The 21,217-nt window shown below is 61.3% G+C and carries 20 protein-coding genes; 10 read left to right on the plus strand and 10 right to left on the minus strand.

Annotated elements, in window-relative coordinates:
• Positions 1-173: 173 nt before the first annotated feature.
• Entirely contained in the window at positions 174-758 is a 585-nt protein-coding gene (gene nfuA / locus GJV18_RS11440) for a Fe-S biogenesis protein NfuA (protein ID WP_160345514.1), read from the minus strand.
• Positions 759-843: 85 nt separating this feature from the next.
• Positions 844-3,123, minus strand: a complete 2,280-nt coding sequence (locus tag GJV18_RS11445; RefSeq protein ID WP_160345516.1) for a fatty acid cis/trans isomerase — start codon at positions 3,121-3,123, stop codon at positions 844-846.
• 166 nt (positions 3,124-3,289) lie between these two features.
• Here GJV18_RS11445 and metH point away from each other — a divergent pair, with 166 nt between their 5' ends.
• Complete coding sequence (gene metH / locus GJV18_RS11450; protein WP_178113433.1) at positions 3,290-7,006, plus strand: methionine synthase; 3,717 nt, start codon at positions 3,290-3,292, stop codon at positions 7,004-7,006.
• A gap of 103 nt (positions 7,007-7,109) precedes the next feature.
• Here metH and GJV18_RS11455 read toward each other — a convergent pair whose 3' ends face one another.
• The gene (locus GJV18_RS11455) at positions 7,110-7,412 is read right to left on the minus strand and encodes a DUF1883 domain-containing protein (RefSeq protein WP_160345518.1); all 303 of its coding nucleotides are present in this window, start codon (positions 7,410-7,412) and stop codon (positions 7,110-7,112) included.
• A 133-nt stretch (positions 7,413-7,545) separates the two neighbouring features.
• On the opposite strand from GJV18_RS11455, the gene GJV18_RS11460 reads away from it, so the two are divergent.
• A complete protein-coding gene (locus GJV18_RS11460) occupies positions 7,546-8,127 on the plus strand; it encodes a hypothetical protein (protein ID WP_160345520.1) in 582 nt (193 codons plus the stop codon).
• 50 nt (positions 8,128-8,177) lie between these two features.
• Entirely contained in the window at positions 8,178-9,215 is a 1,038-nt protein-coding gene (locus GJV18_RS11465; protein ID WP_160345522.1) for an RNA methyltransferase, read from the plus strand.
• Positions 9,216-9,224: 9 nt separating this feature from the next.
• On the opposite strand, the gene GJV18_RS11470 is transcribed toward GJV18_RS11465, so the two are convergent.
• Together GJV18_RS11470 and GJV18_RS11475 are read right to left on the minus strand one after the other, a co-directional pair.
• Entirely contained in the window at positions 9,225-9,728 is a 504-nt protein-coding gene (locus GJV18_RS11470; protein WP_160345524.1) for a cytochrome C, read from the minus strand.
• A gap of 16 nt (positions 9,729-9,744) precedes the next feature.
• Positions 9,745-10,182, minus strand: a complete 438-nt coding sequence (locus tag GJV18_RS11475; protein ID WP_160345526.1) for a hotdog fold domain-containing protein — start codon at positions 10,180-10,182, stop codon at positions 9,745-9,747.
• Positions 10,183-10,395: 213 nt separating this feature from the next.
• Here GJV18_RS11475 and GJV18_RS11480 point away from each other — a divergent pair, with 213 nt between their 5' ends.
• Entirely contained in the window at positions 10,396-10,617 is a 222-nt protein-coding gene (locus tag GJV18_RS11480) for a DUF2970 domain-containing protein (protein WP_160345528.1), read from the plus strand.
• On the opposite strand, the gene GJV18_RS11485 is transcribed toward GJV18_RS11480, so the two are convergent.
• Positions 10,614-11,615, minus strand: coding sequence for an ABC transporter substrate-binding protein (locus GJV18_RS11485; RefSeq protein WP_160346094.1), 1,002 nt, complete (start codon positions 11,613-11,615; stop codon positions 10,614-10,616). The genes GJV18_RS11480 and GJV18_RS11485 overlap by 4 nt on opposite strands.
• Positions 11,616-12,204: 589 nt before the next feature.
• Here GJV18_RS11485 and GJV18_RS11490 point away from each other — a divergent pair.
• The gene (locus GJV18_RS11490; protein ID WP_160345530.1) at positions 12,205-13,863 is read left to right on the plus strand and encodes a nitrite/sulfite reductase; all 1,659 of its coding nucleotides are present in this window, start codon (positions 12,205-12,207) and stop codon (positions 13,861-13,863) included.
• The gene (locus tag GJV18_RS11495; protein WP_160345532.1) at positions 13,847-14,344 is read left to right on the plus strand and encodes a DUF934 domain-containing protein; all 498 of its coding nucleotides are present in this window, start codon (positions 13,847-13,849) and stop codon (positions 14,342-14,344) included. The genes GJV18_RS11490 and GJV18_RS11495 overlap by 17 nt, the downstream gene beginning before the upstream one ends.
• A 73-nt stretch (positions 14,345-14,417) precedes the next feature.
• Here the strand turns inward: GJV18_RS11495 and GJV18_RS11500 are convergent, their stop codons facing one another.
• From GJV18_RS11500 to sohB, 3 genes are read right to left on the minus strand one after another with little or no spacing between them, the layout of a single operon-like run.
• Entirely contained in the window at positions 14,418-14,999 is a 582-nt protein-coding gene (locus GJV18_RS11500; protein ID WP_160345534.1) for a TetR/AcrR family transcriptional regulator, read from the minus strand.
• A gap of 34 nt (positions 15,000-15,033) precedes the next feature.
• Complete coding sequence (locus GJV18_RS11505; RefSeq protein WP_160345535.1) at positions 15,034-16,023, minus strand: YhdH/YhfP family quinone oxidoreductase; 990 nt, start codon at positions 16,021-16,023, stop codon at positions 15,034-15,036.
• Positions 16,024-16,046: 23 nt separating this feature from the next.
• Entirely contained in the window at positions 16,047-17,066 is a 1,020-nt protein-coding gene (gene sohB / locus GJV18_RS11510; RefSeq protein ID WP_160345537.1) for a protease SohB, read from the minus strand.
• A gap of 211 nt (positions 17,067-17,277) precedes the next feature.
• On the opposite strand from sohB, the gene GJV18_RS11515 reads away from it, so the two are divergent.
• From GJV18_RS11515 to GJV18_RS11530, 4 genes are all read left to right on the plus strand, one after another.
• Positions 17,278-17,988: a histidine phosphatase family protein gene (locus tag GJV18_RS11515; RefSeq protein ID WP_160345539.1), complete on the plus strand. Its 711-nt coding sequence runs from the start codon at positions 17,278-17,280 to the stop codon at positions 17,986-17,988.
• A 55-nt stretch (positions 17,989-18,043) separates the two neighbouring features.
• On the plus strand, positions 18,044-18,358 hold the full coding sequence (locus tag GJV18_RS11520; protein WP_160346096.1) for an SCP2 sterol-binding domain-containing protein: 315 nt from the start codon (positions 18,044-18,046) through the stop codon (positions 18,356-18,358).
• Between the two features lie 208 nt (positions 18,359-18,566).
• A complete protein-coding gene (locus tag GJV18_RS11525; protein ID WP_160345540.1) occupies positions 18,567-19,634 on the plus strand; it encodes a phosphotransferase family protein in 1,068 nt (355 codons plus the stop codon).
• A gap of 36 nt (positions 19,635-19,670) precedes the next feature.
• Positions 19,671-20,438: an SDR family oxidoreductase gene (locus GJV18_RS11530; RefSeq protein WP_160345542.1), complete on the plus strand. Its 768-nt coding sequence runs from the start codon at positions 19,671-19,673 to the stop codon at positions 20,436-20,438.
• 57 nt (positions 20,439-20,495) lie between these two features.
• Here GJV18_RS11530 and GJV18_RS11535 read toward each other — a convergent pair whose 3' ends face one another.
• Complete coding sequence (locus GJV18_RS11535; RefSeq protein WP_160345544.1) at positions 20,496-21,143, minus strand: hypothetical protein; 648 nt, start codon at positions 21,141-21,143, stop codon at positions 20,496-20,498.
• Positions 21,144-21,217: the final 74 nt, after the last annotated feature.

Raw genomic sequence — 21,217 nt, forward strand, 5'->3', positions numbered from 1 at the left:
ATAACTTGCCTGCAATAAATCCTTAGGTATTGATGCGCCGACTCGGCTTCTGTAAGAGCGCTTTCACCACAAATTTCGCGGATATATCGGCTCTTAAAGGAGGGGGGGACAACTAGTGGCGACAGAACCAAAAAAGGCACCTTCTCAGGTGTCTTTGCGCTTCAGCATGCCTATCAGTAGTAGGCATTCTCCTTGTTGCTGTGATCGGTCACATCACGCACGCCCTTGAGCTCGGGAATACGCTCAAGCAGGGTCTTCTCGATGCCCTCCTTGAGGGTGTAATCGGCCTGGCCGCAGCCCTGGCAACCACCGCCGAACTTGAGCACGGCGATACCATCCTCGATCACGTCGATCAGGCTGACCTGGCCGCCATGGCTGGCCAGACCGGGATTGATTTCGGTCTGCAAGTAGTAATTGATACGCTCGTTGATCGGGCTGTCTTCGTTGACCATGGGCACCTTGGCGTTCGGTGCCTTGATGGTCAGCTGGCCGCCCATCCGATCAGTGGCGTAATCAACCACGGCATCTTCCAGAAACGGTTCGCTCACCGCATCGATCCAGGCCGTGAAACTGGCCAGCCCCAGGGCGGTATCTTCCGGCTTCTGCTCGCCCGGCTTGCAGTAGGCAATGCAGGTTTCGGCGTATTGGGTGCCCGGCTGGGTGATAAATACGCGGATGCCGATACCCGGGGTGTTCTGCTTGCTCAGCAGATCAGCCAGGTAATCGTGGGCAGCGTCGGTAATGGTAATGGCGCTCATGGCAACTCCTCACAAACATGGGCGCAGTGTACGCCACTGCGCCGCCACGGGCAAAGTCCTAGTAATTCAGTAAGGCAATAGCCATTTACAGGTTCTGATAGCGATTCATATCCAATATGCCCGCCTCCAGCGGCTCGGTCTCACGGATATGAGTCGCCAGATCGTGGAAATAGAACCAGAAGTCGGGATGGCTGCGCCTGATGCCCCAGCGCTCGACCACTTTTTCAAATGCGGCGGCATCCCTGGCCTGCTCCAGTGCTGCGACAAACTCCGGCACAGCCTCCCCCTCCAGGTTGAAAATAAAGTTGGGGTAGCTGCTCAGTACTCCGGGATAGACCGTCAGGGTATCCAGCCCTGGCTGGTAGCGCAGCGCCTCGCCATACATAAAGGCCACGTTGCTGTGGGCCCGGTTGCGCAGCAGGCTGTAGACCTCGCGCTGACCGTTGGCCAGTTCGATACGCAGCAGGGTCGCCTCGGGCAATTGCTCGATCACCCTGAGCGCAGCGGCCGGCTTGGCTGCCAGGCGGCTCAGCGATTGTTCGGCGCGCTGCAGATCGGGATCAATACCCTGGCGATGGCAATGGGCACCGCTGCAGCGATTGATCGGATCCGGCCGGACATTGAGGCTGCCATAGCGCTCCTGCAGCCTGTGCAGGAAATCCTGTTTGGGATCGCTGCCCTGCAGACGCAGGGCCGTGGGGGTGTTGTGGTCGATGCTTTCATAATCCAGCCACAGCTTCAGCTTGCCGCTGTGCTGATACCAGTCACTGAGATAGGCCTTGCGACTGTCCGCCGGCATCAGACGCAGGAAGTTGACCTCGGCGCCATTGCGGATCAAATCGAAATACAGCCGCGTCTGCGCCTGGTGGGAAACATTGCCGAACACATCGAAGTTCACCACCAACTGGTAGTAGGTGCGCTCCAGCAGTGGATAGTCCATCCACCACAGGGTCTGCGGCATTTCACCGATCAGGCCTTTGCGCACCGAAGCGCTGTCATGTTGGCGAAAGATACTCAACAGGGCATTGTCGTTGCCCGCCCAGATATGCGACCAGCTGGGCGCTGGCGCCTCGGCGTAACGCTGCTTGCGTAGCGCCTCATACAGGTTGCGCTTGTTGCGGTAGTTGCGCCACAGCAGGGGCAGATCAATGATCTCGTCGATCTGCCCGGGCATGGCCAGCAGCGGCGTGGCCTGCTGACGATAATCGGCATCCTTGATATAGAGGTCCTGCTCCGGGGACTGGAAAATCACCCAAAAATTATCGCGAATCACGTCGGTGGCGATCTGCCCGCGACATACCGGGCCACGGATAAAGGTGCGCACGAAGTATTCGGCGTTATCCAGCATAAATTGATAACGCGCCTGGGCTGGAATCGCCGCAAAGGTCTCGAAGGGATTGGCCCGCCGTTGCAGGCCATAGCCCGGCAGCGCGTCTACCTGCCAGTCGCCGCTGAAGAACAGCTCACGTACCCGTGCCAGCTTCTTTTCACTGAGCCCATAGGTGATATGGGTCTTGTGTACGATCACCCCCTGCACGGGGCGCAGGCGGTAGTAGAACTGGCTGCCCGGATCGTCATTGGGCCGGCGCGTGGCGATGATGTCCAGCGGTTGACCGCTAGGCGTGCGTGAGCGCACCAGCTGGAAGAAGTGCCCGGATTCCCCCTCATCAAAATGCAGGTGGGCGAGAAACAGATGCTCATACAGCCAGCGCGCCACCAGTGCCTCACGGGCGCCAGGCGCATTGAGCAGCGCCTCCCAGGCGGCTATCTGCTTGCGTTCAGCGATACTGGGCACCCGCATGTGCTGATCCAGCGGCGCCCCCTGAGCCAGCCAGCGCTGCAGGGTGTCGTAGTCAGCGGCACTGAGCCCGGTGACCGCAAAGGGCATCCCGGCCATGGGATTGTTGCGGGCGTAGTCATCGAACTCTTCCGGCAGCGGACACTGGTTATCGCGCTTGATGCTGATATCCAGCTCGTCAGGCAGCTTGGCATTGGTGGTTAGCGGCGCTTGATGCCCCAGTTTCAGCATGCGCGCCAGCAGCGCTGCCTGGCTGCCCTGCCCGTCCAGTACCGAGAAAAAGTCCTTGCGCCGCCAGGCCTCTGAAGCATGGGCATCGAGGAACAGCCGGGTGGTAGCCTGAGCCTGGGTACGAATACCGTCATACACCGGCAGTTTGTGAGCGCCCCGCCCAACCCCCTCGGCGCTGCCCAGGTTGAGCTGGCAGGGGGCGTCATAACAGGCATGGCAGGCCACGCAGTTCTTGCTGAAGATCGGCTGGATGTCGCGGCTGTATGACAAAGGCTCAGCCAGCAGCACCGGGCTGATGAGCCACAGGCACAGGCTGAGAAGAAGGCGGCTATCCATGGTCGATCCCTGATTCGTCTGAATCCCGGATTCTAGCGGGCCTGCAGACCGATAAGCGAATCGATCAACATGAGCTGAATTCATGCAAATAGCCATGGCACTGCAAAAGCGTGCAGCTTTGCTATCATCGCCGCTCTTTTTTCACCCGTGCCAGGTAGTTCTCTCCATGTCTCTGTCCGATCGCAATGCCCGCCTCCAAGCCCTGCAGAAGGCCCTCTCCGAGCGCATCCTGATCCTCGATGGCGGCATGGGCACCATGATCCAGAGCTACAAGCTGGAAGAAGCCGACTACCGCGGCGCGCGCTTCGCTGACTGGCCGCAGGATGTCAAAGGCAATAACGACCTGCTGATCCTGAGCCGCCCGGATGTGATCGGCGCCATCGAGAAGGCTTACCTGGATGCCGGCGCGGACATTCTGGAAACCAATACCTTCAACGCCACCCAGGTGTCCCAGGCCGACTACGGCATGGAAAGCCTGGTGTATGAGCTGAACGTCGAAGGCGCGCGCCTGGCCCGCCAAGTGGCCGACGCCAAGACCCTGGAAACCCCGGATCGCCCGCGCTTTGTCGCAGGCGTCCTAGGCCCGACCAGCCGCACTTGCTCCATTTCCCCGGATGTGAACAACCCCGGCTACCGCAACGTCACCTTCGACGAACTGGTGGAAAACTATGTGGAAGCCACCCGCGGCCTGATCGAAGGCGGCGCGGACATGATTCTGATCGAAACAATCTTCGACACCCTGAACGCCAAGGCGGCAATCTTTGCCGTGCAGGAAGTCTTCGAGCAGCAAGGCTTCGAACTGCCGATCATGATCTCCGGCACCATCACCGACGCCTCCGGCCGCACCCTGTCGGGGCAGACCACCGAAGCTTTCTGGAACTCGGTGCGTCACGCCACCCCCATCTCCGTAGGGCTGAACTGCGCCCTAGGGGCCAAGGACCTGCGCCCCTACCTGGAAGAGCTGGCGGCCAAGGCGGACACCTTTGTCTCCGCCCACCCCAACGCCGGCCTGCCCAATGCCTTTGGTGAGTACGACGAAAGCCCGGCGGAAATGGCCGCGGTGGTGGAAGAGTTCGCCGCCTCGGGCTTCTTGAACATCGTCGGCGGCTGCTGCGGCACCACGCCGGCGCATATCCAGGCGATTGCCGAAGCGGTGAGCAAATACCCGCCACGGGTGATCCCGGATATTCCCAAGGCCTGCCGCTTGTCTGGTCTTGAGCCCTTTACCATCGATCGCAACTCGCTGTTCGTCAACGTTGGCGAACGCACCAATATCACCGGTTCGGCCAAGTTCGCCCGGCTGATCCGCGAGGAGAACTACACCGAGGCCCTGGAAGTGGCCCTGCAGCAGGTGGAAGCCGGCGCCCAGGTGATCGACATCAACATGGACGAGGGCATGCTCGATTCCCAGGCGGCCATGGTCACCTTCCTCAACCTGATTGCCGGCGAGCCGGATATCTCCCGCGTGCCGATCATGATCGACTCCTCCAAGTGGGAAGTGATCGAGGCAGGTCTCAAGTGCATCCAGGGCAAGGGCATCGTCAACTCCATCTCCATGAAGGAAGGCGTCGAGCAGTTCAAGCACCACGCGCGCCTGTGCAAGCGCTACGGCGCCGCCGTGGTGGTGATGGCCTTCGACGAAGCCGGCCAGGCCGATACCGCCGCGCGCAAGAAGGAAATCTGTAAGCGCAGCTACGACATTCTGGTCAACGAGGTGGGCTTCCCGCCGGAAGACATCATCTTCGACCCGAATATCTTTGCCGTGGCCACCGGCATTGAGGAGCACAATAACTACGCGGTCGACTTTATCGAAGCCTGCGCCTATATCCGTGATGAGCTGCCCTTTGCCTTGAGCTCAGGTGGCGTGTCCAACGTGTCGTTCTCCTTCCGTGGCAACAACCCGGTGCGCGAGGCCATCCACTCGGTATTCCTCTACTACGCGATCCAGAACGGCCTGACCATGGGCATCGTCAACGCCGGTCAGCTGGAGATCTACGACGAGATCCCAGCGGAGCTGCGCGACGCCGTGGAAGATGTGGTGCTCAACCGCAATGCCGGCGCCACCGAAGCGCTGCTGGCGATTGCCGACAACTACAAGGGCGACGGCAGCGTCAAGGAAGCCGAAACCGAGGAATGGCGCAGCTGGGGTGTGGTCGAGCGCCTCAAGCATGCCCTGGTCAAGGGCATCACCAGCCATATCGTCGAAGACACCGAGGAGTGCCGCCAGCAGTGTGCACGGCCCATCGAGGTGATCGAAGGGCCGCTGATGGCCGGGATGAACGTGGTCGGTGATCTGTTCGGCGCCGGCAAGATGTTCCTGCCCCAGGTGGTCAAGTCCGCCCGGGTGATGAAACAGGCCGTGGCCCACCTGATTCCCTTTATCGAAGCCGAGAAAGGCGACAAGCCGGAAGCCAAGGGCAAGATCCTGATGGCCACGGTCAAGGGCGATGTGCACGATATCGGCAAGAATATCGTCGGCGTCGTTCTAGGGTGCAATGGCTACGATATCGTCGATCTGGGCGTGATGGTGCCGGCGGAGAAGATCCTGCAGGTGGCCAAGGACGAGAAGTGCGACATCATCGGCCTGTCCGGCCTGATCACTCCGTCGCTGGACGAGATGGTGCATGTCGCCCGCGAAATGCAGCGCCAGGGCTTTACCCTGCCCCTGATGATCGGCGGCGCCACCACCTCCAAAGCCCACACGGCGGTGAAGATCGAACCCAAGTACCAGAACGATGCGGTGGTTTATGTCACCGACGCCTCCCGCGCCGTGGGCGTGGCCACCCAGCTGCTGTCGAAAGAGCTGAAAGCCGACTTTGTCGAACGCACCCGTCTGGAATACATCGACGTGCGCGAGCGCACCGCCAACCGCAGCGCCCGCACCGAGCGCCTGAGCTATGCCGCAGCGGTAGCCAACAAGCCGCAGTTCGACTGGACGGCTTACCAACCCAGCGTGCCAAGCTTTACCGGGGTCAAGGTGCTGGAAGATATCGACCTGGCGACCCTGGCCGAGTACATCGACTGGACGCCCTTCTTTATCTCCTGGGACCTGGCCGGCAAGTTCCCACGCATCCTTACCGATGAAGTGGTGGGCGAAGCCGCAACCGCGCTGTATGCCGACGCCCAGGCCATGCTGAAGAAACTGATCGACGAAAAACTGATCAGCGCCCGCGCCGTATTCGGCTTCTGGCCGGCCAACCAGGTGCAGGACGATGATCTGGAAGTCTATGGCGATAACGGTGAGAAGCTGGCCACCCTGCATCACCTGCGCCAGCAGACCATCAAGCCGGACGGCAAGCCCAACTATTCCCTGGCCGATTTCGTCGCGCCAAAGGACAGCGGCGTCACCGACTACGTGGGTGGCTTTATCACCACCGCCGGCATCGGCGCCGAGGAAGTGGCCAAGGCCTACCAGGATGCCGGCGACGACTACAACTCGATCATGGTCAAGGCCCTGGCCGATCGCCTGGCCGAAGCCTGTGCCGAGTGGCTGCACGAGCAGGTGCGCAAAAACTACTGGGGCTACGCCGCCGACGAGCAGCTTTCCAACGAGGAGCTGATCAAGGAAGCCTACAAGGGCATCCGCCCGGCCCCCGGCTACCCGGCCTGCCCGGATCACACCGAGAAAGCCACCCTGTTCAAGCTGCTCGATCCTGCGGCCGAGTTCAACAAGGCCGGCAAGAGCGGCGTGTTCCTCACCGAGCACTACGCCATGTTCCCCGCCGCCGCCGTCTCCGGCTGGTACTTCGCCCACCCCCAGGCGCAGTATTTTGCCGTGGGCAAGATCGACAAGGATCAGGTGGAAAGCTATACGGCGCGCAAGGGCCAGGATCTGAATCAGTCGGAACGCTGGTTGATGCCGAACCTTGGCTATGACAGCTAAGGCCTCGGTGGAAAACGCTTCGCGGTTTTCCACCCTACGGGGCTGATCAGCCACTTATAAAGAGGCCCGCTAAATAGCGGGCCTCTTGGTTTACAGCCGTTGCTTAACTAAAGCTGGAACTGGAGCGGCGGATAATCTTGATCGTGTGTTTCAGGGTCGGCTTGCGCGTCACGCTGATGGGGCGACGGGTCACGGTGTCGATGGTGATGTTCCAGAAGCCGCTGCTGGGCACGGTGATCTTGGCCGGGAACTTGTCGAATGCACCACCATGGTAGGTATGCCGGCCGCCATTCTTGAAGCTGCGAAAGTTCGCATCGTTCATCAGGCGAATGTTGCAGGTCTGCGAACACTCGATCACAACGATATCGTCTTCGTTCAGGTGTTCACGTTGGTGGATATATTTCATGTAACGCTCCGCACAGCCAGGTCAGGCAAATCAGGCCGCTAGTATGCGGCGCCAGCTCCCTGGGCAACAAGAACTGAAACCTCGGGCAGGTTATATGCTTGCAGCCATCGCCCCTCTCCACAGGATGATTGAGATGAGCAAGGCTGCCTGGTTAGCGCGTGGATTGACTGCGGCTCTGGCTGTGCTGCAAACCGGCACGGCCGGCGCCGAAACCCTGTCCCGCCTGGATGAGAACGGCTGCCCGCTCAGCCTTGAGGCCGCCAACCCGGCCAGTCTGCAAGTGCGCACGACTGAGGCCTGTACGGTTTCAGCCAGTCGCCTGCAGGCGCTGCTGGATCAGGGGCTGACCCATGCCGCCGGACGGGCAGACATACAGCCACGCTCGCTATTTCTCGGACGCCTGCTGCATTACCCCTGGCTGGTCAGTGCCCTGCTCGATGCAGCCGCCCGCTCGGCGCAGTGGGACGCCACCCTGGGCTCCGCCAGAAATGGCCAGGACAACCAGCTGGTCGCGCAACTGTTGAGCCAGAGCGAAGCCCTGCAGACGCTGCACAGCAGCCTGGAACAGGCGGGCTACCGCTTGCTCAGTGTATCGGTGGAAAAAGTGCTGGTGGCTGAGCAGGCCGACCTGCCGCAGCCATTGCCCGCTGGCGCCCAGGGCAAGCTGCCCTTCGATGCCCAGCTCTGGCTGGTGATTGCGCCCTCGACACCCTAAAGCGTTTGACCCTACGCCCGGAACGCGGCCGGTGGTAGCATGCGCGCCCCATGCAGATCGAAGATTTCCACCAACGCCTTGCCGACCTCGGCGCCAAACCCATGCATATCGGGCGGATCAGCCGTGCCTGGCTGCAAGGCAAGCCGCTGGATACCGGCACGCGCAACCAGAAGACCGAGAACTTTCTGCCCATGGCCGTGCGCGATGCCCTGCCCCAACTGAGCAGCGAACTGCACGGGCTGGCCCGCCTGGCCTCCGAACACCCTGCGGCAGATGGCTCGGCACGGCTGCTGGTGGAACTGGCCGACAAGCAGATGGTGGAAAGCGTGCTGCTGCCCAGAGGCGGCCTGTGCGTGTCCAGCCAGGTCGGTTGCGCGGTGGGCTGCGTGTTCTGCATGACCGGCAAGAGCGGCCTGCTGCGCCAGCTGTCAACCGCCGAGATCGTCGCGCAGGTGGCCCTGGCCCGGCGTTTTCGCCCGGTGAAGAAAGTGGTCTTTATGGGCATGGGCGAACCGGCGCATAACCTCGACAACGTACTCGAAGCGATCAACCTGCTCGGTACTGACGGCGGTATCGGCCAGCGCAATCTGGTGTTCTCCACCGTAGGCGACCCGCGGGTGTTCGAGCGCCTGCCAGAGCAGCGCATCAAACCGGCCCTGGCCCTGTCGCTGCACACCACCGATGCCGAGCTGCGCCAGCAGTTGCTCCCTCGCGCCCCGCGCATCGACCCCGAGGAGCTGGTGGAACTGGGCGAGCGCTATGCCCGGCAGATCGACTACCCGATCCAGTATCAGTGGACGCTGCTCAGGGGCATCAACGACAGCCAGGCCGAAATGGACGGCATCCTGCGCCTGCTCAAGGGCAAATACGCGATCATGAACCTGATCCCCTACAACAGCCTGGAAGCCGATGAATTTCAGCGCCCCGATGGCGACCGCATCGTGCAGATCGTCCGTTACCTCCACAGCCGCGGCGTGCTGACCAAGGTGCGCAATTCCGCCGGCCAGGATATCGACGGCGGCTGCGGCCAGCTGCGCGCCCGCGCCGCCCAGCTACGCAGCAAGCGCAGTCAGGCGACCCCAGGCTAAAGACCGGACTCAGGGCGCTGGCGGAAACTGCACATAGACCCCAGCCGGTTCCTGATCCGGCGGCACATAAGCCGGCGCCGCGCCCCCAGCCTCGCCCAGGTGACGGATATAGCGATAGATAGCCAGTAGATCGGCATCGGCCATATCGCGCAGATTGAACCAGGGCATGGGCGGTCGCCAGCTGTTGCGGGCATGGCTTAGCCACTGCTGCTCATCGACCCGCTGCACCACCTGGCGCAGGTTACTGGCATAGGTGGTGCCCCAGGGGCCACGCCAGCCCAGAGCCGTACCGGTCAACCAAAGCTGTTCGTCAACCTGTCCAGCCGCTTCCGGATAGCCCGGGGTGTGGCAGTCGTTACAGCCGCTGGTCATCACCAGGTAACGCCCGCGCTGAATCTCTGCGGACACCGGCTGTTCCTCGGCAATGGCACTGTCCAGACTGGCGGTAGCAACCAGGATCAACAGCAGCAGCCAGAGGCTGGCCCAGCGGTAAGTGCCGTCGTTAAGGGTCATCGTGCATCCCCCCACCTCAGGCCTGGCTGACGTACATGGTGATATCGGCGCGAAACACCGGCTTGTCACCCACATAGGCCAGCACCGGCACACTCAACTCACCGGTGGCATTCCAATCCACCGCGCTGCCATCGGCTACCGCACGAATGTCACCATCGGCCTTGGCCAGGTATTCCACGGTCATGCCCTTGGGAATCCAGCGATGGCCCTTGGCGATGGAGGCGTCGGTCATGGTACCGGCGGCCAGTTCGGCGGCATTGCACAGGGCAATCGCATGCACCGTACCTATATGGTTGAGCACCTCGCGGCGCTTGGCGAAGGTCACTTCCGCATAGCCTTGGCGCAACTCGACAAAACTGGCCTGGATAGTGGCGAAATACGGCGCTAGCTGGGCGACACCGGCGCTGAACTGCTCGGCCCCCAGGGACTTGTACAACTGCAAGGTCTGGCTCATTGGCTCTTCCTGTAAACGTGGGCGGTAATAAAGCGCGCGCCGGGCCAGTATACGAACACTAGAATATATTTCTAGAATTATTTTCCAATAAGCCTGGTCCTCGTCAGAACCACTGGGCCAAGGTGCCATGGCTCAGCGCCTGCACATTGGGCTAGGCTGCAGGAAAGCCTGGCGCGATCAGTCCGGCGCCATTCATCAATCGGCAGGTGAGCAATGGACGAAGAACAGAATGACAAGCCGCTGACCCTCAAGGAAATGCTGCAGAGCGTCTTGGCCGCTGCATTGGGGGTACAGAGTGGCAAGAATCGCAGTCGCGACTTCAGCCGAGGCAAGCCCAGCCACTTTATTATCCTGGGGGTGCTGTTTACCGGCGTATTTGTGCTGACCATCTATGGGGTGGTCAGGCTGGTGCTGCATGTAGCCGGCATCGGCTAACGCAGCAAAGCCTCGATGGAGAAGTTGTAGTCGCTGAGTTGCGGCTGATACACGGCGCTGAAACGCCGAAAGTCGATGCCATAGCCCTTGCGCGCTATGCGCCCCTGTAACTGGGCCGCCTGCCGCCTGTCTACCAGGGTAAACAGCCTGGCCACGCGATCCTTGCCGCCGCGCTCGGCAAAGTCCTGCCCGGCGTGATGATCATGCAGCATCACCACCGCCCAACCGCCCAGGGTGAAGTGACCCGTGGCCAGTACGTCGATATCCCCGCGAATACGCGCCTGGAACACCTCGACTGAATTGTTCAGGGCGCTGAAGTGCATATCCCGGCCAGGTTGTTTACCCACTTCAAGCGCGGCCTGCATGGCGCCGAAAGCCATCTCGTCATTGGCCGACCAGACCAGGCGTACATCACGATAGCGCTGCAGCAGTTGCTGGGCCTGCTCATAGGCGCGCAGGCGTTGCCACTCACCGTATACCAACTGCTGCAGCCTGACCTGCGGATGCTCGGCCAGAGCCCGGTGCAGCCCGGCCTCACGCAAGGTGGCCGATGGCGTATGACGCACACCCGAGAAGGCCAGCAGGTTGACGGGCTCCTCTCCGACCTTGGCGAACAATGCCTTGGCCATCAGGTACCCCGCCTCCTCATCATTGGGCACCAGGCTGCCGATCCAGTTTCGATACTGCTGCCGTGGACCGCCGGCGAGCGCACGCTGATCGGCAGTCAGGGTGCTGTGCAGGGCAAACAGCTTGACCGGAGTACCGGCGAACAGGCGCAGCAGTTCAGGCCCCAGGTACATCTCGTTGGCGAAAATCAGGTAATCCGGCAGCTCGGGGCCAGCCAGAACGGCATGGGCATTGGCCAGGATGCGCTGGGGATCGCGCTCACCGTAGACAATGGTCAACTCAACGCCAAGATCCGCCGCCGCGGCCTGCATGAAGTCGCTATAACCCACCCAGAACGGCTCGCCGGAAAAGCCGGGATTGAGAAACACCATGGAGGCAGGTGCAACGCTCTGCGCCCTGGCCTGCCAGGAGAGCGCCAGGCTGAACAACAGCAGAATGCCGCAAAGGATGGATCGGGACACGCGCACCTCCACAAAAGCGGTGCGGATTATAGAGGCATATGCGGCCCGGGTAGCGCCGGCCGTCTTTAAATAGAAAAGGGCTGACGGCACCTGCGCACCCTCAGCCCCCGTTTGGTGCGGGCACCGGCTACTGCTGGCTGACCCAGAACACCGCAGTGGCAACCACAATCAGGATCAGGGCAAAGATTGCCTTGGCATCCACCGCACTGTCACGTTGCTCGGACTCACTATGGTCGGTCATGGGCTCCTCCTTTGTTGTATTTATATCTGGAACGCCTGCTCAGTTAAGACCAGCCAAGGGGCTTTCTCAAGGAGCGCGTTATTCCAAAGCCCTTTCTTATCTCTTTAAGTTCTTTCCATATATTGAAACATCACTTTTGCGCATAACCCTGAGCTGGTATCTTCCTTCGGCTCCGCCAGGAGTGCGCGGCCGTGCGCGCTGATTTGCTGTAATGGGCCCATGCCAGGCCCGATAAGCAGCCTGATAACAGGACACTCCATGTACGTATACGACCAGTACGATCAGAAAATCGTCGAGGACCGCGTCAAGCAGTTCCGCGATCAAACCCGCCGTTATCTGGCAGGTGAACTTTCCGGCGAGGAATTCCGCCCGCTGCGCCTGCAAAATGGCCTGTATATCCAGCGCTTCGCCCCCATGCTGCGAATTGCCGTGCCCTATGGCCTGATGTCCTCGGCCCAGGTGCGCATGATGGCCAAGATCGCCCGCGACTACGACAAGGGCTATGCCCATATCAGCACCCGGCAGAACGTGCAGTTCAACTGGCCCGATCTGGAAGACGTACCGGACATCCTGGCCGAACTGGCCACCGTGCAGATGCATGCCATCCAGACCAGCGGCAACTGCATCCGCAACACCACCACCGACCAGTTTGCCGGTGTGGCCAAGGACGAGATCGTCGATCCGCGCCCCTGGTGCGAAATCATCCGTCAGTGGTCGACCTTCCACCCCGAGTTCACCCACCTGCCGCGCAAGTTCAAGATCGCGGTCAACGGGGCGGTCAGTGATCGCGCCGCCATCGAGGTGCATGATATCGGCCTGGAAGCGGTGAAGAATGCCGCCGGTGAGCTGGGCTTCCGCGTCTCCGTGGGCGGCGGTCTGGGCCGTACCCCGATCGTTGGCAGCTTTATCAACGAATTCCTGCCCTGGCAGCACCTGATCAGCTACCTCGACGCCATCCTGCGCGTGTACAACCGCTATGGCCGTCGCGACAACAAGTACAAGGCGCGCATCAAGATTCTGGTCAAGGCTCTGGGCCCGGATGTATTTGCCCAGCGCGTCGATGCCGAATTCGCCCACCTGAAAGACGGCCCCACCACCCTGACCGAAGCCGAAGTGGCTCGGGTGGCCGCCCACTTTATCGACCCGGCATACAAGGCCCTGAGCGACCAGGACGCCGAACTCGCCGCCCTCGACGCCCAGCACCCGGGTTTTGCCCGCTGGCGTCAGCGCAACACCGTGGCGCACAAGCAGCCCGGCTATGTGGCCGTCACCCTGTCGCTCAAGCCCACCGGCGTGGCGCCGGGTGATGTCACCGACAAGCAGCTCGATGCCATCGCCGACCTGGCCGATCGCTACAGCTTTGGCGAAGTGCGCAACAGCCACAACCAGAACATCATCCTCGCCGATGTCGAGCAGCAGCAGCTGTTCACCCTGTGGGGCGAGTTGCGCGAGCATGGTTTCGCCACCCCCAACGTGGGCCTGCTTACCGATATCATCTGCTGCCCGGGCGGCGACTTCTGCTCCCTGGCCAATGCCAAGTCGATCCCGATTGCCGAAGCCATCCAGCGCCGCTTCGATGATCTGGATTACCTGTTCGACATCGGCGATATCGACCTGAACATCTCCGGCTGCATGAACGCCTGTGGTCACCACCACGTTGGCCATATCGGCATTCTCGGCGTGGACAAGAAGGGCCAGGAGTTCTACCAGGTCTCCCTGGGCGGCAGCGCCGGCCGTGACGCCAGCCTGGCGCAGATCCTCGGCCCCTCCTTCGCCGAAGCGGACATGGCTGATGTTATCGAGAAGATCATCCAGGTCTACGTCGAGCAGCGCAGCGAAGAGGAAAGCTTCCTCGACACCTTCCGTCGTATCGGTGTCGACCCGTTCAAGGAGCGTGTATATGCAGCGAATCATTAAGAACGGCCAGATCCTGGACGAAACCTGGCACCTGCTGCCCAAGGACACCACCCTGGATCAGCTGTCCAACTGCGACGACCTGATCGTACCGCTGGCCCTCTGGGTCGAGCACAGCAAAGCGCTGAAAGCCCGCGACGGCGGCCTGGGCGTATGGCTGGATGCCGGTGAGGAAATCGAGGAAATCGCCGATCAGCTGGATAACTTCCAGGTGATCGCGCTGAACTTCCCCGCCTTTACCGACGGCCGCCACTGCTCCACCGCCTACCTGCTGCGCACCCGCTACGGCTACAAGGGTGAAGTACGGGCCATCGGTGATGTGTTGCGCGACCAGCTGTTCTCCTACCAGCGCGTCGGTTTCGATGCCTTTGCCCTGCGTGCAGACAAAGACCCGGTCGATGCCCTCAAGGCCTTCGAGGAGTTCAGCGAGGTCTACCAGGCCTCCGCTGACCAGCCGCAGCCGCTGTTCCGCCGCCGCGCCTGAAACCCGCTGTAAAAAAGCCCCGCCTATCCAGGATAGGCGGGGCTTTTTGTTGGCGATTGTCCGAGACCGCGCTTCAGAGGGCTCTCACACTGTCCCAGGCCACCTGAGCAAACAGCTCACGGCAATCGGCCAACGGTGTGCGGGTACGCCCTGCCAGCCAGTTACGGGCAAAGTCATGGGTTGGGCCAATAATCACCGAGGCAAAGCAGTCCACCGGCATGGGCTTGAACAGGCCCTGTTCGCGGTAACCCGCCAGGGCCTGCTGGATACGCCCGTAGTGGCGCTGATTGGCTTCGCGCAATTGCTCACCCACCTCGCTGGCCTCGACCCGGCTGCGACTGTGCAGGACGAACCGGGCCCACTCGGGGTTGGCCGCCACCCAGTCGATATAGCTGGTCACCAGCAGTTTGACGCAAGCTTCGGCGCTGTCGGCCTGGGCAAAGCCCTGCTCCAGCAACTCGGCATACTGCGCCGTGCCGGTCATGTACAGGGCCGCCAGAATACGTTCCTTGTTGCCGAAATGATGGTACAGGCTGCCGATGCTGGCGCCGGAACGATCGCGAATCATCTCGATGGTGGTGGCATCCACCCCCACCTCACTGATACAGGCCAGAGCAGCCTGGAGAATCTCATCTTTACGGGAACTGCGAGCCATGGGACTCCTTGGCAATAACGCGGATGGCAGGCGTTCAGCCCAGACTGACCAACACCCTGCCCACCTGTTGACCGGCGAGAATCCGCGCCATGGCCTCTGGCAGCTGTGCCAGGCTTACCTCGGTGACAAGCGGCTCCAGGTTCAACTTCCATTGCAGCGACAGCTTGTCCCACATGGATGCCTTGACCACCAGCGGCAACTCCACCGAATCAACACCCAACAGGTTGACCCCGCGCAGGATAAAGGGCAGCACGCTGCCATTGAGCGCCACCCCGGCCGTCAGCCCGCAGCAGGCCGCGCTGGCGCCATAACGCAGGGACTTGAGCAGATTGACCAGGATATCGCCACCCACGCAATCCACCGCACCACCCCAGCGTTCCTTGAGCAGTGGGCGTTCGCTGCCCTCCAGCAACTGGCTGCGTCCGATCACCTCCTGGGCACCCAGGATCTTGAGCAACCCGGCCTGCTCAACCTTGCCGGTGGCGGCCGTCACGCTGTAGCCCAGCTGATTGAGCAAGGCCACCGCCACACTGCCAACTCCGCCACTGGCACCCGTCACCAGAATGGGACCCGCACCAGGTGTCACCCCAGCCTGCTCCAGTTTGTCGACGCAAAGCGCGGCAGTTAGCCCAGCAGTGCCGAGGATCATGGCTTCGCGCAGAGACAGGCCCTGAGGCCGCTTCAGCGCCCAGGCCGCGGGAATACGGATGTACTGGCCGAAACCACCCGACGTATTCATGCCCAGGTCATAACCGGTGACGATCACCTCATCCCCGACACTGAACTCGGGCACCGCCGAAGCTTCCACTACACCGGCGGCATCGATACCGGGAGTATGGGGAAAGTTCTTGGTCACGCCGCGGTTGCCGCTGGCGGACAGGGCATCCTTGTAATTGAGTGAGGAATACTGAACCCGGATCAGCAGATCACCCGGCGGCAGATCATCGATCTGACGCTGGACCACCACCTGCTCGAACTGTCCCGCGGCATTCTCGCGAGCCTGCAATGCACTGAAGCTGTTCATACTCATCCTCTGTCTGTGGGCGATTACCAGAAGCGCTGCTGATTAAGGCGGCTCAACCAGGTCAGGGCAAAACGATCCAGGGCGGTGCTGGCCGCCAGGCCGACGCGCTCCTGCAGGGATTTCTTCTCGGCAAAGTGCAGGTGGAACAGCTCGGCCGACTTCGCCCGCTCGGCCAGGTACTCATCACTGGTGCCAAGCTGATCGACCAGCTGCTTGTCCTGGGCCGCCAGGCCCAGCCAGACCTCGCCTGTGGCCACTTCGTCGATATTCAGTTGCGGCCGGTAACGGGCCACGAAGCCCTTGAACAGCTCATGGGTGGTTTCCAGGTCTTCCTGGAATTTCTCCCGCCCCTTGTCGGTGTTCTCGCCGAACACGGTCAGGGTGCGCTTGTATTCACCGGCGGTCAGCACCTCGAAATCAATCGCGTGTTTCTTCAGCAGGCGGTGCACATTGGGCAGCTGCGCCACTACGCCGATGGACCCGAGTACGGCAAAAGGCGCCGAGATAATCTTCTCGCCAATACAGGCCATCATGTAGCCGCCGCTGGCCGCGACCTTGTCGATGCATACGGTCAACGGCACCCCCGCCTGGCGAATACGCGCCAGTTGCGAGGCGGCCAGGCCATAACTGTGGACCATACCGCCGCCGCTTTCCAGGCGCAGCACCACCTCATCCTCAGGCGTGGCCAGGCTCAGCAGCGCGGTGATCTCATGGCGCAAGTGATCGGTGGCCGAGGCCTTGATATCCCCATCGAAATCCAGCACATACACCCGCGGCTTGCTCTTGCCGGCCTTCTTGTCCTGTTTGGCCGCCTTGGCTTCGGCCTTGAGTGCCGCCTTGAGCTGATCCTTGTTCAGTACCGACTGTTCCAGGCGCTGATGCAACTGTTTGTAGAAATCATTGAGCTTGCTCACCTGCAGTTGCCCACTCAGGCCCCGCCCCTTGCCGCGCAATGCGGCGATCGTCACCAGCAGTACGATGATGGCGACCAGCAGGGTAACCGTCTTGGCCAGAAACCCCATGTACTCGGCAAAAAACTCCACTGATGTTCCCCTTGTCCTGATACCGGCACCCGTGGATACGGGCCCGGCCAAAGCCCAAGCATACCCAGCCCGGTGGGGATCGGCCAGCAAGCCAGGCTATCGATCCACTTGCCTGAGACAATTCAAACAAGCGTATGTTTTTACGTTGACAGCGGCCCAAGATTGCCCCTACCCTCGCCAAACTTTCACCGTACCGGGAGCTCCTGCGCACGTGGGCAGCATCTACCTGATTCGACATGGCCAAGCCTCCTTCGGCGCCGACGACTACGATGTGCTATCGCCCATTGGTATTCGCCAGGCCGAAATACTGGGCAGCCACCTGGCCCAACTCGGTACTCGCCTGGATCGCAGTCTCAGTGGCGACCTGCGCCGCCAGCAGCACACCGCCAACGCTGCCCTGCAACAGCTCGGTGCCGCGGCCATCGCCGTGCCCCAGCTGGAGATCGATTCCGCCTTCAATGAGTTCGATGCCGATGCGGTGATTCGCGCCCTGCTCCCCGACCTGCTGCCGGAAGAGCCCGAAGCCCTGCACGTGCTGCGCAATGCCGCGCAGAACCGCGCCGAATTCCAGCGGCTGTTCGCCAAGCTGATCGGCCGCTGGATCAGTGGCGAGTACGAGCAACCCGGCCTGCAGAGCTGGCAAGCCTTTGTCGAGCAGGTACAAGCTGGCCTCGACCGTCTGCTGAGTCAGGCCCACAGCAAACAGAATATCGCCGTGTTCACCTCGGGCGGCACCATTACCGCCCTGCTCCACCTGGTTACCGGCATCGCCCCGGCCCAGGCGTTCGAGCTGAACTGGCAAATCGTCAATACCTCGCTAAGCTGCCTGAAGTTTCGCGGCAGCCAAGTGAGCCTGGCTTCCTTCAACAGCCATGTGCACCTGCAGCTGTTGAAGGCGCCGGAACTCATCACCTATCGCTGAGTCCGGCCCACTGCTCCCTCACGGGCGCGAGAAAAACCTGAAAATAAAGGAAGACATCATGAGCGTTGCAGACATCGTCACCACCATGCAGTCCAAGTTCAACGCCAGCGCCGCTGCCGGCCTGGATCTGGTATTCCAGTTCAACATCGAAGACGGCGAAAACTACGCCCTGATCGTCAAGGACGGCACCTGCGCCGTTGAGAAAGGCGACAATGCCAACGCCAACGTGACCCTGATCATGGACACCGAAACCCTGAAAGGCATCACCAGCGGCGAAACCGACGGCATGCAGGCCTTTATGGCTGGCAAGCTGCGCGCCGAAGGCGACATGATGCTGGCCATGAAGCTGGGCGAACTGTTCCCGGTTTAAGCGGCACAGGCAGCACCGATATCAAGAAAACCGGAGTCCCAGGCTCCGGTTTTTTTATACCTGCAGCTTTCTGGACAGCACCCATCAGGCAGCCTGATTGCGGGCCAACACCCCGACCTATAACGGCCTGTATTGCTTGTGGGACACCAGCAGCAGCATTAGATTAGCCAATAATCTTGGGCACCCATCATAAGCAGAAGGGATAAACATGGCGCTTACTGACCAGTCCACCCATATCCGCGCAGGCGAAGAACTCGACGCCGCCGTCATCGACCAGTACCTCAAGGCTCATATCCCCGGCCTGACTGGCGAGCCGCGTATCAGCCAGTTCCCCGGTGGTGCCTCGAACCTGACCTATCTGCTGGAATACCCGGAGCAGGAGTTCGTTCTGCGCCGCCCGCCCTTCGGCCACAAGGCCAAATCGGCCCATGACATGGGCCGCGAGTACCGCATTCTCAATCAGCTCAACGCCGGTTTTCCCTACTGCCCCAAGGCCTATGTGCATTGCACCGACGAGTCGGTGATCGGTGCCGAGTTCTATGTCATGGAGCGGGTCAACGGCATCATCCTGCGCTCGGACATGCCGGCCGAGCTGAATTTCAGCCCTGAGCAAACCCGCGAGCTGTGCAAGAGCTTTATCGACAAGATGGTCGAGTTGCACAACGTCGATTACCAGGCCTGTGGCCTGGGCGATCTGGGCAAGCCCGAGGGCTATGTGCAGCGCCAGATCGGCGGTTGGAGCGACCGCTACGACAAGGCCCTGACCCCCGACGCCCCTTTGTGGGAGCCGGTCAAGGCCTGGCTCAAGGACAAGATGCCCGCCGATCATCACAAGCCGGCCATCGTGCACAACGATTACCGCTTCGATAACGTCATCCTCAATCCGCAGAACCCGAGTCAGATCATCGGCGTGCTGGACTGGGAACTGACCACCATCGGTGACCCGCTGATGGACCTGGGCAATACCCTGGCCTACTGGATCGAGGCGGCCGACCCGGCACCGGTGCAACTGATGCGCCGCCAGCCCAGCAACGCCCCAGGCATGCTGACCCGCCAGGAGTTCGCCGACTATTACGCCGAGCGCGCCGGCATCCAGATCAAGAGCATCGACTTCTACTACACCTACGGCCTGTTCCGCCTGGCCGGCATCGTGCAGCAGATCTACTACCGCTATTACCACGGCCAGACCCAGGACAAGCGCTTCGCCCAGTTCGTGCAGATGAACAAACTGCTGGAACAGATGAGCCTGCAGGTCATCAACAAATCGCAGCTGTAAATGGCCGGACAGGCCTTACCCTAGAAGGAAAAATCCATGTCCAAGACCCAACTGTTCGACCTCGACGGCAAGATCGCTTTCGTCTCCGGCGCCAGCCGTGGCATCGGTGAGGCCATCGCCAAATTGCTGGCCCAGCAAGGCGCTCATGTGATCGTCTCCAGTCGCAAGATCGACGACTGCCAGAAAGTCGCCGACGCCATCATCGCCGACGGCGGCCAGGCCACTGCGATCGCCTGCCACATTGGCGAAATGGAGCAGATCAGCAACGTGTTCGCGCAGATCAAGGAGCAGTTCGGCCGCCTGGATATCCTGGTCAACAACGCCGCCACCAACCCGCAGTTCTGCAACGTGCTGGACACCGATCTGGGTGCGTTTCAGAAGACCGTCGATGTGAATATTCGCGGCTACTACTTTATGTCCATCGAAGGCGGCAAGCTGATGAAGCAGAACGGTGGTGGTTCGATCATCAACGTCGCCTCGATCAATGGCGTATCGCCGGGCGAGTTCCAGGGCATCTACTCGGTGACCAAGGCCGCGGTGATCAGCATGACCAAGGTCTTCGCCAAGGAATGCGCGCAGTTCGGCATCCGCTGCAACGCCCTGCTGCCGGGTCTGACCGACACCAAGTTTGCCTCGGCCCTGACCAAGAACGACGCCATCCTCAACCTCGCCCTGACCCGCATCCCGCTCAAGCGCGTGGCGGCCCCCAGCGAGATGGCCGGCGCCGTGCTGTACCTGGCCAGCGAAGCCTCCAGCTACACCACCGGTGTGGCGCTGAATGTGGATGGCGGCTTCCTCTCCTAAGCCATACACCCAGTAAAAAAGGGACCATAGGGTCCCTTTTTGTTTGTTGCCGCGCAGCTACTGCCAGTTCTGCAGGGCCTGGCGCGCCACCTGGTTCATCGGCTCGGCGAGCAGCCCGGTGGGCGTCAGGCTGATGCTGTAGACCGCATCATCGGCGATCGGCAGGTAGTTCACGCGGACGGCCTGGGCATCGAAGATAAACAGATCGCGCTGGCCAAGCCGCAACCAGCGCCACAGGTCGACCCCATAGGGGCTGCGGGCCAGTTCGACGCGAGTGCGCTGCGCCAGATTCTGCTGCTCGATAGACAGAAAGCGCCCAGACAGCTTCTGCAGACGATAGCCAGGCTGCAGACCAATCAACTGTGCCAGACCTTTCCAGCGCATAAAGCGTGCATCCAGCTGCCACAGATCCCCCTCCAGCAGCACGCTGTCCTCCTGCGCGCCCTGCAACAGATCAACTCGGTAATAGGGGCCTTCAGCCTTGAAGCTGAGAGTAGCCAGGGGTTTGTCCTGAGGGAGCGCCCGATAGCTGGCAACGTCCCAGGCCAGCAGACCAATCAACCCGGCCAGGGCAAGAAACGCCAGGCCACAGGTGCCACGCAGCCAGCCAAAAAACCAGTGACGATTGAACAATATGCGTGCAGCGATCAACGAGGTCAGCACGCCCATCAATGCCAACACCCACACCAGCCCCTGGTACTGCATCGAGTCAATTCCTTATTACTGAAAACCCCGGCATTATGCGCAGCACGACTGTGTGCGAACAGCACAAGCACCAC

It is taken from the genome of Pseudomonas xionganensis (assembly GCF_009763245.1).
Classification (GTDB): Bacteria; Pseudomonadota; Gammaproteobacteria; order Pseudomonadales; family Pseudomonadaceae; genus Aquipseudomonas; species Aquipseudomonas xionganensis.